Origin of the sequence: Streptomyces griseus subsp. griseus, from assembly GCF_000720255.1 — a bacterium.
Taxonomy (GTDB): domain Bacteria; phylum Actinomycetota; class Actinomycetes; order Streptomycetales; family Streptomycetaceae; genus Streptomyces; species Streptomyces griseus_I.
In genome coordinates this window covers 17,426-33,560 of the sequence record NZ_JOJE01000044.1, presented here as the reverse complement: position 1 = coordinate 33,560, position 16,135 = coordinate 17,426, and the positions used below count along the sequence as shown (strand labels likewise).

14 protein-coding genes are annotated in these 16,135 nt (G+C 72.0%); 10 read left to right on the top strand and 4 right to left on the bottom strand.

Annotated elements, in window-relative coordinates; translation table 11 throughout:
• Positions 1-33: 33 nt before the first annotated feature.
• Positions 34-888, top strand: coding sequence for an alpha/beta fold hydrolase (locus IG99_RS36745; protein WP_037682147.1), 855 nt, complete (start codon positions 34-36; stop codon positions 886-888).
• Between the two features lie 49 nt (positions 889-937).
• On the opposite strand, the gene IG99_RS36740 is transcribed toward IG99_RS36745, so the two are convergent.
• The gene (locus tag IG99_RS36740; protein ID WP_037682097.1) at positions 938-2,542 is read right to left on the bottom strand and encodes an acyl-CoA synthetase; all 1,605 of its coding nucleotides are present in this window, start codon (positions 2,540-2,542) and stop codon (positions 938-940) included.
• A 176-nt stretch (positions 2,543-2,718) separates the two neighbouring features.
• Between IG99_RS36740 and IG99_RS36735 the strand changes: the two genes are divergently transcribed.
• The 8 genes from IG99_RS36735 (at position 2,719) to IG99_RS36700 (ending at position 9,497) form a co-directional block, all read left to right on the top strand.
• Complete coding sequence (locus tag IG99_RS36735) at positions 2,719-3,519, top strand: crotonase/enoyl-CoA hydratase family protein (protein ID WP_037682094.1); 801 nt, start codon at positions 2,719-2,721, stop codon at positions 3,517-3,519.
• A 136-nt stretch (positions 3,520-3,655) separates the two neighbouring features.
• Entirely contained in the window at positions 3,656-4,597 is a 942-nt protein-coding gene (locus IG99_RS36730) for a Zn-ribbon domain-containing OB-fold protein (protein ID WP_037682092.1), read from the top strand.
• On the top strand, positions 4,594-5,658 hold the full coding sequence (locus IG99_RS36725) for a thiolase domain-containing protein (RefSeq protein WP_037682090.1): 1,065 nt from the start codon (positions 4,594-4,596) through the stop codon (positions 5,656-5,658). The genes IG99_RS36730 and IG99_RS36725 overlap by 4 nt, the downstream gene beginning before the upstream one ends.
• Positions 5,655-6,821 (top strand): thiolase domain-containing protein, encoded by a 1,167-nt coding sequence (locus IG99_RS36720; RefSeq protein ID WP_037682088.1) that lies wholly within the window; start codon positions 5,655-5,657, stop codon positions 6,819-6,821. Before IG99_RS36725 ends, IG99_RS36720 begins: the two co-directional genes overlap by 4 nt.
• Before the next feature lie 81 nt (positions 6,822-6,902).
• On the top strand, positions 6,903-7,145 hold the full coding sequence (locus IG99_RS36715) for a DUF397 domain-containing protein (RefSeq protein WP_037682085.1): 243 nt from the start codon (positions 6,903-6,905) through the stop codon (positions 7,143-7,145).
• A 169-nt stretch (positions 7,146-7,314) separates the two neighbouring features.
• Complete coding sequence (locus IG99_RS36710) at positions 7,315-8,220, top strand: universal stress protein (RefSeq protein ID WP_037682083.1); 906 nt, start codon at positions 7,315-7,317, stop codon at positions 8,218-8,220.
• Between the two features lie 110 nt (positions 8,221-8,330).
• On the top strand, positions 8,331-8,930 hold the full coding sequence (locus tag IG99_RS36705; protein WP_107056114.1) for a CGNR zinc finger domain-containing protein: 600 nt from the start codon (positions 8,331-8,333) through the stop codon (positions 8,928-8,930).
• Between the two features lie 69 nt (positions 8,931-8,999).
• The gene (locus IG99_RS36700) at positions 9,000-9,497 is read left to right on the top strand and encodes a hypothetical protein (RefSeq protein ID WP_037682081.1); all 498 of its coding nucleotides are present in this window, start codon (positions 9,000-9,002) and stop codon (positions 9,495-9,497) included.
• 19 nt (positions 9,498-9,516) lie between these two features.
• Here IG99_RS36700 and IG99_RS36695 read toward each other — a convergent pair whose 3' ends face one another.
• Positions 9,517-11,463, bottom strand: coding sequence for an N-acetylmuramoyl-L-alanine amidase (locus IG99_RS36695; protein ID WP_037682080.1), 1,947 nt, complete (start codon positions 11,461-11,463; stop codon positions 9,517-9,519).
• 186 nt (positions 11,464-11,649) lie between these two features.
• Positions 11,650-12,789 (bottom strand): aminoglycoside phosphotransferase family protein, encoded by a 1,140-nt coding sequence (locus IG99_RS36690; RefSeq protein ID WP_037682078.1) that lies wholly within the window; start codon positions 12,787-12,789, stop codon positions 11,650-11,652.
• A gap of 242 nt (positions 12,790-13,031) precedes the next feature.
• Here IG99_RS36690 and IG99_RS36685 point away from each other — a divergent pair, with 242 nt between their 5' ends.
• Positions 13,032-14,525 (top strand): DNA-binding protein NsdB, encoded by a 1,494-nt coding sequence (locus tag IG99_RS36685; protein WP_037682075.1) that lies wholly within the window; start codon positions 13,032-13,034, stop codon positions 14,523-14,525.
• A 40-nt stretch (positions 14,526-14,565) separates the two neighbouring features.
• Here IG99_RS36685 and IG99_RS36680 read toward each other — a convergent pair whose 3' ends face one another.
• Positions 14,566-15,993: a PP2C family protein-serine/threonine phosphatase gene (locus tag IG99_RS36680; protein ID WP_037682073.1), complete on the bottom strand. Its 1,428-nt coding sequence runs from the start codon at positions 15,991-15,993 to the stop codon at positions 14,566-14,568.
• Positions 15,994-16,135: the final 142 nt, after the last annotated feature.

The window sequence follows — 16,135 nt, the reverse complement described above, 5'->3', positions numbered from 1 at the left end:
GGGGTGGCCGATGGTTCGTCGATGATCGGTGCCATGCCGACGTTCAGCGCATCCGACGGGACCATCCTCGCCTACCACGTCCAGGGTGAGGGCGCGCCCCTCGTCGTACTGCCCGGCGGGCCCATGCAGGCCTCCGCCTACCTCGGTGACCTGGGCGGGCTCTCGGACCGTCGCACGCTGATCCGCCTCGATCTGCGGGGGACCGGGGACTCGGCGCTGCCGGCGGATCCGGCGACGTACCGCTGCGACCGGCTCGTCGACGACGTGGAGGCGCTGCGCGTCCATCTGGAACTGGAGCGGATGGACGTGCTCGCGCACTCCGCGGGCGGCAACCTGGCGATGCTGTACGCGGCGCGGTATCCGCAGCGGGTGGCGCGGCTGGTGCTGGTCACCGTCATCCCCCGGGCGCTGGGGCTGTCGGTGACGACCGAGGACCGGCTGCAGGCGGCCCGCCTGCGCAAGGGGGAGCCCTGGTTCGAGGACGCGTTTCCGGCGTTCGAGGCCTGGCTGCGGGAGGACGGCGACTTCGACCCGGCCTTCGCGCCGTTCTTCTACGGCCGCTGGGACGATGTGGCCCGCGAGCACGACGCGCGCGCCGACGAGCAGTTCAACGACGCCGCCCACGACGTGTACGGCTCCGCCGGGGCCTACGACCCGCCCGCGACCCGCGCCGGCCTCACCCGCGTCACGGCCCCCGTCCTCGTCCTCGCCGGCGAACTCGACGGAGGCCCCCGGCCCGACCTCGCCCGCCGGATCGCCGACGCCTTTGCGCATGCCGAGTTCGCGGTGCAGCCCGGTGCGGGGCACTATCCGTGGCTGGACGATCCGGAGTGGTTCGCCGGGCGGGTGGCCGCGTTCCTGGACGCCCACCCGGTCGGCCCTCGGTGACTCCCGCCCAGGTCACGCGCCTTGGACGGGGGACGGCGATCCGAATGCGTCATCCCTCCGCCGCCACCGCCACCTCCCGTGCCCAGCGGTAGTCCGCCTTGCCGCTGGGAGAACGGCGGATGGAGTCGGTGATCACCAGTTGTCGGGGGATCTTGTACCCGGCGAGCCGGGTGCGGCAGTGGTCCTGGATGTCGTCGAGGGACGGGTGCGGTGCGCCTCCGCGCAGCTCCACCACGGCGGCCACATGGTTGCCCCACGTCGGGTCCGGCACTCCGGCCACCAGGGCGTCGTACACGTCCGGATGGGACTTGAGCGCCTGCTCGACCTCCTCGGGGTACACCTTCTCGCCCCCGGTGTTGATGCACTGCGAACCCCGGCCGAGGACGGTGACCACGCCGGCCTCGTCGACGGTCGCCATGTCGCCCAGCAGCACCCACCGCTCGCCGTCCTTCTCGTAGAAGGTCTCGGCGGTTTTCACCGGGTCGTTGTAGTAGCCGAGCGGCACGTGCCCGCACTGCGCGACCCGGCCCACCTCACCCACGGCGACCGGCTCGAACGTCGCCGGATCGACCACCTGCGTACGTGAGTTGACCCGGATGCGGAAGCCGCGCTCGGGCCCGGCGTCCTCGGTCGCCGTGCCGTTGAAGCCTGACTCGGAGGAGCCGAAGTTGTTGAGCAGCATGACGTTCGGGAGGAGCGCCAGGAACTGTCTCCGCACCGTGTCCGACATGATCGCGCCCGACGACGAGACGCTGAACATGGACGAGCAGTCCGTGCCCTTCATCGGGCCGGCCAGCGCGTCGATGAGCGGCCGCAGCATCGCGTCGCCCACCAGCGACATGGCGGTGACCTTCTCCTTCTCGATGGTTCGCAGGACTTCCTCAGGCACGAACTTTCGGTGCAGCACGACCCGTTGGCCGAAGTTGAACCCGATGAACGCCGTCAGGGTGGACGTCCCGTGCATCAGCGGGGGAGTGGGGAAGAAGGTGATCCCCGATCCGCCCGCCGCCACGCGCTCGGCCAGCTCCTCCGGCTTCTTCACCGGCTCGCCGGTCGGCGCACCGCCGCCCAGCCCCGCGAAGAACAGGTCCTCCTGACGCCACATCACGCCCTTGGGCATGCCGGTCGTCCCGCCGGTGTAGATGATGAACTGGTCGTCGCCCGAACGGGCCGGGAACCCCCGGTCCGGCGACCCCGCGGCCTCGGCCTCCGTGAACGACACGCCCAGCGGCCCGGTCGTCCCCACCCGCAGCAGATGCCGCAGCTTCGGCGCCCGCGGCCGCGCCGCCGCCACCCGGTCGGCGAACTCCGCGTCGAAGACCAGCGCCGCCAGATCCGCGTCCCGGTAGAGGTAGACCAACTCCTCCTCCACGTAGCGGTAGTTGACGTTGACCGGGACGATCCGTGCTTTCAGACAGCCGAGCACCGTCTGGAGGTACTCGATCCCGTTGTAGAGATGGAGCCCGAGATGCTCGCCCGGGCGTATCCCGGCATGGAGAAGGTGGTGGCCCACCCGGTTCGCGGCCGCGTCCAACTCCGCATAGGTCAACCGGCGTTCCTCACCGGTGCCGGGATGGTCGACGTACACCAGCGCCTCGCGGCCCGGGGCCACGTCCACGACCGACTCGAACAGGTCGGCAAGGTTGTACTCCACCGCTCCTCCTGACCTCGGACGGCCTGGCTCCTCGACGGTTCGCCGGTCATCAGAGCAAAGGGCGCCGTAACTGTGAAGAGCCCGCACCAAGAAATCTGACTGAGTGTCAGAAAACCCTTGAAGTGCCTTCCCGCCTACTGCAACCTGTTCTCGTTCTGTCAGAGGGGAGATGGGTCATGGGCGGGACCGAACACCTCACCGTGCGGCGCGAAGGCGCCACACTGGTGCTCACACTCAACAGGCCCGAGGCCAAGAACGCGCTCTCGTTGCCGATGCTCGTAGGCCTCTACGACGGCTGGCTCGAGGCCGACGAGGACGACAGCGTCCGCTCGATCGTCCTCACCGGCTCCGGGGGGGCCTTCTGCGCCGGCATGGACCTCAAGGCCCTGGCCGGCAAGGGCATGGAAGGGCAGCGGTACCGCGACCGGCTGGACGCCGACCCCGACCTGCACTGGAAGGCGATGCTGCGCCACCACCGCCCCCGCAAGCCGGTCATCGCCGCCGTCGAGGGGTACTGCGTCGCGGGCGGCACCGAGATCCTCCAGGGCACCGACATCCGGATCGCCGGCGAGTCCGCGACCTTCGGTCTCTTCGAGGTGAAGCGCGGCCTGTTCCCGATCGGTGGCTCCACCGTCCGCCTCCAACGGCAGATCCCGCGTACGCACGCCCTGGAGATGCTCCTCACCGGACGCCCCTACAGCGCCCGGGAGGCGGCAGACGTCGGGCTCGTCGGACATGTCGTCCCGGACGGCACCGCGCTCGCCGAGGCATTGAAGATCGCCGAGCGGATCAACGCGTGCGGGCCGCTCGCCGTGGAGGCGGTCAAGGCGTCCGTGTACGAGACCGCCGAGATGACCGAGGCGGAGGGCCTCGCGGCCGAACTCAAGCGGGGATGGCCGATTTTTGACACGCGCGACGCGAAGGAGGGTGCGCGTGCCTTCGCGGAGAAGCGGGCGCCCGTTTACAAGCGGGAGTAATGCTCCGCAGGGTGCGGCCCCGTTCCGCCGCTGCGGGCCGCCCGTGGCTGGTCGCGCTCACGCGGCGGAGCCGCAGATGTCACAGCCCAGCGCCCCTCGGGGCGCGCCGCATCGAGGCTCCAAGGAGGCAGCTGCCATGCCCGAAGTCCTCAAAGCCCCCCTCGTCGTCGAGTTCCCCTTCACGCGCTCCCTCGGCCCCGTCCAGAGCGCGTTCCTGACCGGGCTGCGCGAGCGGGTCGTCCTCGGCGTGAAAACCGGTGACGGGCGCACGCTCGTCCCACCCGTCGAGTACGACCCCGTGACCGCCGAGGAGATCCGCGACCTCGTCCACGTGGGCTCCACCGGCACCGTCACGACCTGGGCCTGGAACCCCGAACCCCGCCGCGGACAGCCCCTCACCGCCCCGTTCGCCTGGGCCCTGGTCCGGCTCGACGGCGCCGACACCGCCCTGCTGCACGCCCTCGACGCCCCCGGCCCCGACGCCGTGCACACGGGCATGCGGGTCCGGATCCGCTGGGCCGAGAAGCGTTCCGGTGCCATCACCGACATCGCCTGCTTCGAGCCGTACGACGGCGACGACGCCGAAGTCACCGTTCACGCGGGCGAGTTCCAGGACCCGGTCATCGGCATCGTCGCCCCCGCCCGCCTCGACTACACCTACTCGCCCGGCCGCGCCCAGTCCGCCTACATCCACGCCCTCTCCGACCGGCGCACCGTCGGTGAGCGCTGTCCGTCCTGCCGCAAGGTGTACGTCCCGCCGCGCGGTGCCTGCCCCACCTGCGGAGTGGCCACCGCCGAACAGGTCGAGGTCGGCCCGCGCGGCACGGTCACCACCTACTGCATCGTCAACATCAAGGCGAAGAACCTCGACATCGAAGTCCCCTACGTCTACGCCCACATCGCGCTCGACGGCGCCGACCTCACCCTGCACGGCCGCATCGGCGGCATCCCCTACGGCCAGGTGCGCATGGGCCTGCGCGTCGAACCGGTGTGGACGGAAGGCGGCCGCTACCCGGACCACTACCGGCCGACCGGCGAACCCGACGCGGACTACGACACCTACAGGGAGCTGCTGTGACCAGCGAGGACGTATCCGGACTCCGCGACGTCGCCGTCGTGGCCTTCGCGCAGTCCGACACGCTGCGCACCACCGAGGAACAGTCCGAGGTGGAGATGCTGATGCCGGTCCTGCACGACGTCCTGGGACAGACCGGCCTCAGGACCGCCGACATCGGCTTCACCTGCTCCGGCTCCTGCGACTACCTCGCCGGCCGCGCCTTCTCCTTCACCCTCGCCCTCGACGGTGTCGGCGCCTGGCCGCCCCTGTCCGAGTCGCACGTCGAGACGGACGGCGCCTGGGCCCTGTACGAGGCGTGGACCAAACTGCTGACCGGCGACGCCGACACCGCGCTCGTGTACTCCTACGGCAAGTCCTCGCCCGGGTCGCTGCGCGACGTCCTCACCCGCCAGCTCGACCCGTACTACGTCGCCCCGCTGTGGCCGGACTCCGTCGCCCTCGCCGCCCTCCAGGCGCAGGCGCTGATCGACGCCGGCGAGACCGACGAGCCGGCGCTCGCCGGGATCGCCGCACGCAGCCGCGAGATCGCCAACCCGCGTGCCCAGCTGAGAGGTTCCGTCCCGCACGGCGACTACGTCGTACGGCCCCTGCGGACCGGCGACTGCCCGCCGATCGGCGACGGGGCCGCCGCCGTGATCCTCGCCGCCGGGGACCGGGCTCGTGAACTGTGCTCGCGGCCGGCCTGGATCCGGGGCATCGACCACCGCATCGAGGCCCACTCGCTCGGCGTCCGCGACCTCACCGACTCGCCGTCCGCCCGGCTGGCCGCCGAGCGGGCCGGTGCCTTCGAACGTCCCCTCGACACCGCCGAGTTGCACGCGCCGTTCACCGCGCAGGAGGTCGTCCTGCGCAAGGCGCTGAGGCTGGACGACAGCGTACGGATCAACCCCTCCGGCGGCGCCCTCGCCGCCAACCCGATGATGGCCGCCGGTCTCGCCCGCATCGGGGAGGCCGCCGCCCGCATCCACCGCGGCGAGTCCGACCGCGCCCTCGCCCATGCCACCTCGGGCCCGTGTCTGCAACAGAACCTGGTCGCCGTACTCGAAGGGGATCCGCGATGAGCAAGGAACCCGTGGCCGTCGTCGGCATCGGCCAGACCAAGCACGTGGCGGCCCGCCGGGACGTCTCCATCGCCGGACTGGTCCGGGAGGCCGCACAAAGAGCCCTCGACGACGCCGAGTTGACCTGGGCCGACATCGACGCGGTCGTCATCGGCAAGGCGCCCGACTTCTTCGAGGGCGTCATGATGCCCGAGCTCTACCTCGCCGACGCGCTCGGCGCGGTGGGCAAGCCGATGCTGCGGGTGCACACCGCAGGCTCGGTCGGCGGGTCGACGGCGCTGGTCGCCGCGAACCTGGTCGCCGCCCGCGTCCACGGCACGGTTCTCACATTGGCCTTCGAAAAACAGTCCGAGTCCAACGCCATGTGGGGCCTGTCCCTGCCGATCCCCTTCCAGCAGCCCCTGCTCGCCGGGGCGGGCGGTTTCTTCGCCCCGCACGTCCGCGCCTACATGCGGCGCAGCGGCGCCCCCGACACCGTCGGCTCGCTGGTCGCCTACAAGGACCGGCGCAACGCCCTGAAGAACGCCTACGCCCACCTCCACGAACACGACCTCACCCTGGCGAAGGTCCAGGCCTCACCCATGCTCTGGGACCCCATCCGCTACTCCGAGACCTGCCCCTCCTCCGACGGAGCCTGCGCGATGGTCCTCACCGACCGCGCCGGAGCCGCCCGCGCGCCCAGGCCGCCCGCCTGGATGCTCGGCGGCGCCATGCGCAGCGAGCCGACCCTCTTCGCCGGCAAGGACTTCGTCTCGCCCCGGGCCGGCAAGGACTGCGCCGCCGACGTGTACCGGCAGGCGGGCATCGCCGACCCGCGCCGGGACATCGACGCCGTCGAGATGTACGTGCCGTTCTCCTGGTACGAGCCCATGTGGCTGGAGAATCTCGGCTTCGCCGACGAGGGCGAGGGCTGGAAGCTCACCGAGTCCGGGGTGACCGAGCTGGACGGGGACCTGCCCGTCAACATGTCGGGAGGCGTGCTGTCCACGAACCCCATCGGGGCCTCCGGCATGATCCGGTTCGCGGAGGCCGCGCTCCAGGTGCGCGGGCAGGCCGGAGACCACCAGGTGGACGGCGCCAGGCGCGTCCTCGGGCACGCCTACGGCGGCGGATCGCAGTTCTTCTCCATGTGGCTCGTGGGCAGCGAACCCCCCGCCTCGTAAAGGTCCCCCTCGCGTGGCCTGTTGAGGGCAGGGGTCGATCGCTAGGCTGGCCGCGGACGACGAAACGGGAGGAGCACGGACGTGGCCGAGAGCACCACCATCCAGCAGCCGCTCACGGGCTGGGACAAGCCGGAGCTGGATCTCAGCAACGCCGAGTGGCAGTCCAGCAGCCGAGGCCTGGGGGATGTCCAGATCGCCTTTGTCGAGGGGTTCATCGCGATGCGCAACAGCGGCCGTCCGCAGAGCCCCACCCTGATCTTCACCCCCGCCGAGTGGGGCGCCTTCGTGTCGGGTGCGCGGGAGGGGGAGTTCGACCTGACCTGAGGGGCGGGGCCGAGCCGGGCCCCAGGTCCGACTGGGACCCCGAGGCCGGCCCGGGCCACCGGTTTCCCGCCCGTTTTCCGGACACGCGCCCTGGTGCGCCCTCCGGGACCGCCACCTGAGCGAGGCTGGCGTCCACAGGAGGAAGGTCGTCTTCCGGAGGTGAGGAACCATGAGCACCCTGCCGGTCGTCGTGGCGGTCGACGGTTCACGCGACAGCCTGCGTGCCCTGGACTGGGCCGTCGACACCGCCCGCGGGCGCGCGGCACCGCTGCGGGTGGTCCACGTACGGCACTACCACGCCTGGACGCAGCCCGGCGCCCCTGTCGTCACCCCTCCGGACCCCGACACCGACTGGGTGCTCGCCGCGGCGCGCGCCCATGTGCAGGGGGTGCCCGGCCTGCCCGCGACGGAGTACGCCGGCCTCGACGGCGCCGTCGGCACGGTGCTGGCCGAGCAGAGCCGGACCGCGCAGCTCCTCGTGCTCGGCTCCCGCGGCCGCGGCGGCTTCGCCAGCCTGCTGCTCGGCTCCAACGGCCTCGCGGCCGCGCGGGACGCCGAGTGCCCGGTCGTGGTGGTGCCCCGGCCCGACCGGAAGGTCGAGGCGGCGCCGGAGACGGAGCCCGGGCCGCGCGTCGTCGTGGGCCTCAAGGTGGACGGCCCCGACGACGCCACCCTCGACTTCGCCTTCGCCGAGGCCGCCCGGCGCGCCGCCCGCCTCCAGGTCGTCGCCGTCTACCCCTGGCCCATGCAGACCTGGTCGACGCCCGGCGACCTCGTCCCACCGGAGATCGACCAGGACGCCGTGGAGAGCGAGACACGGACCCTCACCGAGGGCTTCCTCGCCCCCTACCGGGAGAGGTACGCCGACGTGCGGGCCGAACCCCTCGTCGTCCCCGGCGACGCGGCCGGTCACCTCGTCGCCGCCTCCAAGGACGCCGAACTGGTGGTCGTGGGCCGTCACCGCCGACGCCTCCTCGCCCCCGCCCGCATGCTGGGCTCCGTCACCAACGCGGTCCTCCTCCACGCCGCCGGCCCGGTGGCGGTGGTGCCACCGTCGGCCGGCGAGGAGGAGTGACAAGTGGAGGATGCGGGGAGCAGAGGGAGGACGTTGAGGAGCGCAGGGGGAGCAGGGGGAGCAGGGCGACCCGGCGACTAATGGGCGGCCGCCTGCTTATCATTAGCCGCATGGAGGACTCGCTCAGCCACGACACCCGGCTCGCCCTCGACCTCGCTCTCACCGTCCGGCACGACGGCCACGGCGGTACGGCCGACGACCTGGCCGGACCGGCGGGCCTCGCCGCGTGGGTCCACGCCCACCCCGGCGCCGTGCCGGACCAGGCCGGCTTCGTCGCCGACGACGCGGCACTCGCCGCCGTCCGGGACGTGCGCGACGCCGTTCGCGCCCTCTTCGCCCACGCGGTGCGCCCCCATGAGCCGAGCTCCATCGACGCCGCCCGGCTGCTGCCCGTGCACCAGGCCGTCGAGCTGCTCAACGCGGCGGCCGCCCGCACCCCCACCGTCCCCGTCCTGCACTGGACCGACGGCACCGAACCCCAGGCACAACGGCGGGCCGCACAGGGCGCCGCCGAGCTCACCGCAGTGCTCGCGCAGGCGGCGATCGCCTTCCTCGCCGGCCCCGACCGGCAGCGGCTGCGCGCCTGCCACGCACCGCGCTGTGTGCGCTACTTCCTCAAGGAACACGCCCGTCAGGAGTGGTGCGGGCCCTCCTGCGGCAACCGCGCCCGGGTCGCCCGCCACCACCAGCGGCACAAGAAGGCCGCCTAGAACCTGCCCGGCCCCGCGGGGTGGGCGCCCGCACGTCGCCGACGACCTCCGGGCACGTACCATGGCGGCATGTCGTTCCTCCGCCGCCGTAGCGCAACGCCCGCCGGGCCTGACTTCGACGTACTGGCCATGGACCCGGGCGACTGGCCCGGCAATCTCGGTGCCGGTCTGCTGCCCGCGCCCGACGGCAGCTGCCAGGGCGTGTTCCTGCGCTACGACCTGTTCGGCGGCCGTGGTCCGGCGATGATCATCGGCAACCTTCCCGAGGGGTCTCCGGCACGTGAGGTCGAGGAGGGCGAGGTCCCCTTCGAGGTCGCACAGCTGCTGCTGGCGCTGGAGAACGACGAGGAGGTCACCGTCGTCGGCGGCGAGGACGTACCGGTGATGCAGGGCGACAACCTCCTGATCGTCCGCCGCCTCAAGCTCTCCGAGAGCCGCATCTCCTGCGTCCAGTTCGACCGCAGCGACAACGTGCTGGTCACCATCGCCGCCTGGGACCGTCCCATCACCGACGACCTGTACGCCCTGCTGAAGCCGCTGCCCGCGGAGCTGTTCCAGCAGGGCTGACCGCGCTCGCCCGGACGGCTCAGGAGATCGACAGCCGAACGTCCGCTGCCCGCACGAACGCCACCCGGTGGCCGTACTGGATCTCGTAGTACAGGTCCTTGCCGACGACCACCCGGTGCGAGTCCGTGGCGAAGCTGACCGCGTAGTAGTACTCGCCGGGCACCTTGTCGCCGACCACGTACTTCTGCCCCTTCGGCAGTGTGTACGGCAGCGGTGACACGGGCTGGGCGGGCACTCCCGCCGGATAGGCCGCCGCCTCGGGATAGGCGCGCCCGTACACCGGAACGCTGTCCAGGCCGGCCTTCGGTGTGACCACCAGGCCGGCCGACGCCACGGCGGCCGGCCGCTGTTTCGGGTTCCTGAACCAGGCCTTCTGCCCCAGGTACCAGATCGCGGTCCAGTCGCCCCACCGGTCGGCGACCGCGTACCGCTGACCCGTGGAGACCCGCGACGAGAGGTCGTTGACGCCCGTCGTCGGGGCCGTGCCCAGACCGACGTCCTTGATCAGCGCGGAGTCCTCGTCGTGGTCCGCGTACAGCCGCACCTCGCTGGAGCCGTGCGGTGCGCACGGCTCGCCCTTGGCGACGCAGCCCGTGTACACCGGCCGGTTGGCGGCGTAGTCCGGCAGGATCGTCACCAGCCCGCCGCCCTTGACGGCGGCCCCCTCCAGGGGGTCGCCCAGCAGTTCGAAGTAGTGCCGCCAGTCCCAGTACGGGCCGGGGTCGGTGTGCATGCCGGGCACCGTCGCGGTGGTCGGCCCGGGCACGGTGTCGTGGCCCAGGATGTGCTGCCGGTCCAGCGGGATGCCGTACTTCGCGGCGAGGTACCTCACCAGGCGCGCCGAAGCCCGGTACATCGCCTCCGTGTACCAGGCGTCCGGGTTCGCCAGGAAGCCCTCGTGCTCCAGACCGATCGACTTGGCGTTCACATACCAGTTGCCGGCGTGCCACGCCACGTCCTTGGCCTTCACGTGCTGGGCGATGTGGCCGTCGGTGGAGCGCAGCGTGTACTGCCACGACACATAGGCCGGGTCCCGGACCAGGTCCAGGACACCCTCCCAGCCGCCCTCGGTGTCATGGACGACGATGTACGTGATGCGCTGCGACGACGGCCGCTCGCCCAGGTCGTGGTTGCCGTAGTCGTGGTCGCCGAACTCCTCGTACGGAGCCGGGATCCACTCGCAGGAGACGGTCGCCGGGCACTCGGTGCCGTTGGCGGACGCGGCACGCAGACCCGCCCGGGCCAACTGGGCAGTGTCGGGCTGCAGACCTGCGCGGGCAGCCAGCTCGACACGCTGCCCGGTGTCCGTGGTGCGCGCCTCGCCGGTGCGCAGCACGTCGTACACCTCGTCGGCGTACGCGGCGGCCGTCGCGCGGTCGTCCGCGCCGGAGAAACGGGCCACCGCTCCGTACCAGTCCGAGGGGTCAGCGCTCAGCGGCTCGCCCAGCTCCTTCTGCGCGGCGGCGAGCAGGGCGGCCCCGCCGGCGACGTTGGCGGCCTCGTCGGTGCGCAGCTCGGCCGCGGGCAGACCCGTCAGTGCGGCCGCTTTCGCCAGGGTCCTGAGGCGGGCGGGCAGCTCGGCGTACTCCGGCACCTTCACGTCCGGGAGCAGCACAGGACGGGCCTGGTCGCCGCGGGCGTCCTCGGCGCCCTCGCTGTGGTGCGGCGTCCTGGCCAGCGCGGTGCGGGCGTCGGTGAGGTGCATCGGGCCGTAGCCACCGGTCACGCTCGGCGCGCCGCCGTGCCCCTCCCAGCGGGACTGGAGGTAGGAGACGGCCAGGAGCACGCTCTGCGGGACGTGGTACTCGGCGGCCGCCGCGGCGAACGCCCGTTGCAGCCGGTTGGCGGTGGGCTCCGGCGATCCGCCGGCCGGGGCCGCGCCCAGCAGGGGCAGCAGCAGGGCCGCGGCCGCCACGGCTCCGGTGGCACTTCGCCGACATCTGAAGGGGGTGACGGATCCTCGCATTTCAGCCTCCGGGGCCGATCGAGCGTGGGGGGAGTGCGGGACCGAGCGGTGCGTCAGTGGTACCGGTCGGCCGACGATCCGTCAATGATGCCCAGAGGCAGGGGCTTTCCCCTGGAGACACACGAGTCGGGAACACACGAAAGCCCGCGGTGCGTCGCCCAGACGCACCGCGGGCCGTCGTCCCCGTCAGCGAGTGCCGACCGCCGCACGCACGGCCCGGCGGGCCAGCTGGCAGTCGTCGTGCAGCCGCCTCAGCAACAGCCGCTGTTCCTCGCCGGACGGCGCGGCACCCGGGTGGGCCACTCCCGGTGCCGTCGGGGTCGTGTCGTGCATCGAACGCTGCACGGCCGTCTCGTACGTACGGATCTCCCGGGTCAGCACCAGCATCAGGTTGACCAGGAAGGCGTCCCGGGACGCGGGTCCCGCCGACTGGGCGATCTGGCTGATCTGCCGCCGTGCCACGGGGGCGTCACCGAGCACCGACCACAGCGTGGCGAGGTCGTAGCCCGGCAGGTACCAGCCCGCGTGCTCCCAGTCCACCAGCACTGGACCGGCCGGTGACAGAAGGATGTTCGACAACAGCGCGTCGCCGTGGCAGAACTGACCCATGCCCTGCCGGCCCGCGGTGGTCGCGATGCCGTGCAGCAGCTTCTGGAGGTCGCCCATGTCCCGGTCGGTCAGCAGCCCCAGCTCGTGGAAGCGGGAGATGCGGGCCGCGTAGTCCAGCGGGGCGTCGAAGGTGCCGGCGGGCGGCCGCCAGGCGTTCAGCCGGCAGATCGCGCCGAGCGCCGCCCGGATGTCGGCCCGCGGCGGAGCCTCCGCCGGGTGCCGGTGGAGCGCGGCCACGCGGCCCGGCATCCGCTCGATCACCAGGGTGCAGTTGTCCGGGTCCGCCGCGATCAGTCTCGGCGCCCGCACGGGGGGGCGGTGCCGGACGAACGTGCGGTATGCCGCTATTTCATGACGGATCCGCTCGGACCACACGGGTGAGTGGTCCAGTAAACACTTCGCGACGGCCGTGGTGCGCCCGGTCGTGCCGACCAGGAGCACCGCGCGTCCGTTGCGGCGCAGTACCTGGACCGGTGCGAACTCCGGGCAGATCCGGTGCACCGACGCGATCGCCGTTCGCAGCTGCGCGCCCTGCGGGCCGGACAGGTCGAGTCTCCCGCTGAGCGGTTGCGCGCCGATGCCCGCGGGCCGCCTGGCCCGGCCCGCGCCGAGCACCGGGGCCGTCGGACGGGCGGGATCGAGGTAGGGGCCGCTGCCCGCCGGGCGGGGACGCAACGACCGGGGCGGGGCGGACACGGAGGACGATGCTGCGTACATGGGGGACAGATCCCTTCGTGTGCCTTCGGGTCAAAGCGCCGCCCGGCCCGGACGCCCGGGTGCACCCTGGGGGAATGCACCGGTGGTAGCCGGCAGGCGACCAGGTCGGGGTGGCGCATTCCTACCTGACACCCGATGCCCAGTGGCACACCATCTGGCGCACCCTGGCGAACCCTGGCGAATAGTCGCCCGGCATGTCGCACCGGGCTACTGTCAACTCAGCCGAGAACCTGGGGGCTTACGTGAGCGGACAACCCAACACCCGGCTCGCGGACCTGTTCGGCCTGGTCGGCTGGTCCAAGGGCGAACTCGCGAGGCTGGTCAACCGGCAGGCGGCGGCCATGGGCCACCCCCAGCTGTCGACCGACACCTCCCGGGTGCGGCGGTGGATCGACACGGGAGAGATCCCGCGCGATCCGGTGCCGCGGGTGCTGGCGGCTCTGTTCACGGAGCGTCTCGGCCGTGTCGTGACCATTGAGGACCTCGGTCTGGTCCGGCACGGGCGTGCGGGGAAACGGCAGGGCGGCGGGAATGAGGAACGTCCCGACGATGTGCCGTGGGCGCCCGAACGGACTGCCGCGGTCCTCACCGAATTCACGGGAATGGACCTCATGCTCAACCGACGCGGCTTGGTGGGCGCGGGTGCCGCGCTCGCCGCGGGATCCGCACTCAGCAGCGCCATGTACGACTGGCTGCACACCGATCCGACTCTCTCCGCCGACACTCCTGTCGCCGACCGACAACTGAACGCCGAACCAGCCGGGTTCGACCGCTACGAGGCCGCTCCCATCGGGGCCGAGGAGGTCGACGAGCTCGAACGCTCGGTGGAGGTCTTCCGGGCCTGGGACGCGGCCCGCGGCGGCGGGCTGCAGCGCAAGGCGGTCGTGGGACAGCTCAACGAGGTGGGCGGCATGCTCGCCTACCACCACCCACCCCACCTCCAGCGGCGCCTCTGGGGCGTCGCAGCCAACCTCGCCGTTCTCGCGGGCTGGATGTCGCACGACGTCGGTCTGGAGCCCACGGCCCAGAAGTACTTCGTCATCGCCGCCCATGCCGCGAGAGAGGGCGGCGACCGGCCCCGCGCCGGGGAGGCCCTGTCCCGGGCGGCCCGTCAGATGGTGCACCTCGACCGGCCCGACGACGCGCTGGACCTGATGAGGCTCGCCCAGTCCGGCTCCGGTGAGCAGGTCCTGCCGCGCACCAGGGCGATGTTCCACACCATCGAGGCCTGGGCGCAGGCGTCGATGGGCAAGGGCCAGGCGATGCGTCGCACCCTGGGGCAGGCCGAGGACCTCTTCGTCTCCGACAAGAGCGACGTGCCGCCGCCGAGCTGGATGCAGTTGTTCAACGAGGCGGATCTGTACGGCATGCAGGCTCTCGCCTATCGGACGCTCGCGGAGTTCGAGCCGGGCGCCGCCGTGCACGCCCAGCACTACGCGGACAAGGCGCTGGCCCTGCGGGCCGACGCACAGGAGCGGTCGAAGATCTTCGACTTCCTCTCCATGGCCTCCGCCTGCTTCATCGCCGACGATCCCGAGCAGGCGGATCGCTTCGCACGCCTCGCTTTGATGGCCATGGGACAGAACTCCTCCCGACGCACCTGGGACCGGCTGCGCCAGATGTACCGGCTCACCGCGGAGTACGCCGGCTATCCGAAGATCCAGGCACTGCGGGAGGAGATCAGGCTGGCACTGCCCCACCCGAGGAACGGCAAGGGGGGGAACGTACCGGCGTAGGGGGGGCCTGTGCCGACGGCGGCCCTCAAGCCGCTGTGTCCTACGACGTCACCCTGGCGACGAGCACACAGGCGTCGTCCTCGCGCTCGGTCTCGCCGAACTCCTCCACGACCAGCCGCAGGCAGTCCTGTGCGGTGCGTGCCCCCGTGAAGCCCGGGGCCAGGTCGAGGAGGCGGTCGACGGCCGCCGTGCCGCCGGGCGCCAGCCCTTCGGTGTGCAGCAGGAGCAGGTCGCCTGCTTCCAGGGTCTCCTCGGCCTGCCCGTAGGCGGCTCCCGAGGTGGCGCCGAGCAGGACGCCGTGGGGTGCGTTCAGCCTGCGCCCCGTTCCGTTGCGGTAGAGCAGCGGGGCGGGGCGTCCGGCCTGCGCCCACACCAGCGTGCGGGTCTCCGGCCGGTAGCGGCAGCACACGGCGCTGCCGAGGGCCGGCTGGACGGTGGCGTCCAATAACTGGTTGAGCAGGGTCATCAGTCGTCCCGGCCGGGTGCCTGCCATCGCCATGCCGCGCAGCGCGCCGAGCAGCATCGCCATGTTCGAGGTGACGGCGGGGCCGTGCCCCGTGAGACCGCCCACAGTGAACAGCGTTTCACCGTCGGCCACTTCGAGCGCGTCGTACCAGTCGCCGCCGATCAGGGCGCTCGCCGAGGCGGGCAGATAACGGCCCGCCAGGTCCAGCGTCTCGGGGCCCTGGTGCGGGAGCCGCAGGGAGCCGCGCCACGGCGGCAGCACGGCTTCCTGCAACTCGACCGCGATCCGGCGCTCCGTCTGCGCTCGGTGCCGGTGGCGCTGGAGCGAGTCACGGGTCTCACTCACCGTCCGCTGGCTGCGGCGCAGTTCGCTCACGTCCCGCAGCACGGCCCACATCGCGGCGGTGCTGCCGTCGGTGTCGAGCACCGGTTCGCCCATCATGTGCACGGTACGGATCTCGCCGCCCGGGCGCACGATCCGGAACTCCCCGTCGATCGGCTTGGCGTCGACGAGACAGTCGGTCACCATCGCGGTCAGCTTGGGCCGGTCCTCGTCGAGGACGACCGAGGGCAGTTCGTCGAGGGTGAGCGGGGGAGTGTCCGGGGCGCGCCCGAGGATCCGGTACAGCTCACCGGACCAACTGGCCCCGTCCGTCAGCAGGTTCCATTCGGCGCTGCCGACGCGGCTGAGCAGCGACTCCTGGGCGGGCCTGTCGGGCTCGGCAGATGTGGCGGCCGCCGGCCCGAGGACGACCGGGGCCGGCCCCTCCTTCAGCTGCGCCAAGTGCTCGTCGAGATCGCTGAGTTGGTGCAGTGCCAGGTCGTACAGCGCCCGCTGCCAGCGTCCCTGCGGGTCCGCGCCGTCCGATCCGTCGCCCTGCGCGTCCCGTCGTACGGCGTCCACGTCGCCCTTGAGCCGTCGCGTCTGCGTTATCAGCGCGTCGACCGAGCCGCGTCCTGGCGGCTGGGCGGCTGGGCGGTCCGCAGACAGATGGGACGGCATGACGCACTCCGATGCGGGGACGGTACGGCCAGGACTGTGACGGAAGGACCGTTACGACTGTTGCACAGCCCGCGACGCCGTGTAAGGGATTTGGCAACACACGATACGGTGGTGCTTCCGGCATATGCCACAGTCTTCACGG

What these genes read in the sequence shown, in the direction of transcription:
- IG99_RS36735 (WP_037682094.1), top strand. Translation starts at nt 2,719, where the DNA reads ATGGGCGGGACCGAACACCTCACCGTGCGGCGCGAAGGCGCCACACTG.
- IG99_RS36695 (WP_037682080.1), bottom strand. Translation starts at nt 11,463, where the DNA reads ATGCGAGGATCCGTCACCCCCTTCAGATGTCGGCGAAGTGCCACCGGA.
- IG99_RS36680 (WP_037682073.1), bottom strand. Translation starts at nt 15,993, where the DNA reads ATGCCGTCCCATCTGTCTGCGGACCGCCCAGCCGCCCAGCCGCCAGGA.
- IG99_RS36710 (WP_037682083.1), top strand. Translation starts at nt 7,315, where the DNA reads ATGAGCACCCTGCCGGTCGTCGTGGCGGTCGACGGTTCACGCGACAGC.
- IG99_RS36745 (WP_037682147.1), top strand. Translation starts at nt 34, where the DNA reads ATGCCGACGTTCAGCGCATCCGACGGGACCATCCTCGCCTACCACGTC.
- IG99_RS36730 (WP_037682092.1), top strand. Translation starts at nt 3,656, where the DNA reads ATGCCCGAAGTCCTCAAAGCCCCCCTCGTCGTCGAGTTCCCCTTCACG.
- IG99_RS36690 (WP_037682078.1), bottom strand. Translation starts at nt 12,789, where the DNA reads ATGTACGCAGCATCGTCCTCCGTGTCCGCCCCGCCCCGGTCGTTGCGT.
- IG99_RS36720 (WP_037682088.1), top strand. Translation starts at nt 5,655, where the DNA reads ATGAGCAAGGAACCCGTGGCCGTCGTCGGCATCGGCCAGACCAAGCAC.
- IG99_RS36705 (WP_107056114.1), top strand. Translation starts at nt 8,331, where the DNA reads ATGGAGGACTCGCTCAGCCACGACACCCGGCTCGCCCTCGACCTCGCT.
- IG99_RS36700 (WP_037682081.1), top strand. Translation starts at nt 9,000, where the DNA reads ATGTCGTTCCTCCGCCGCCGTAGCGCAACGCCCGCCGGGCCTGACTTC.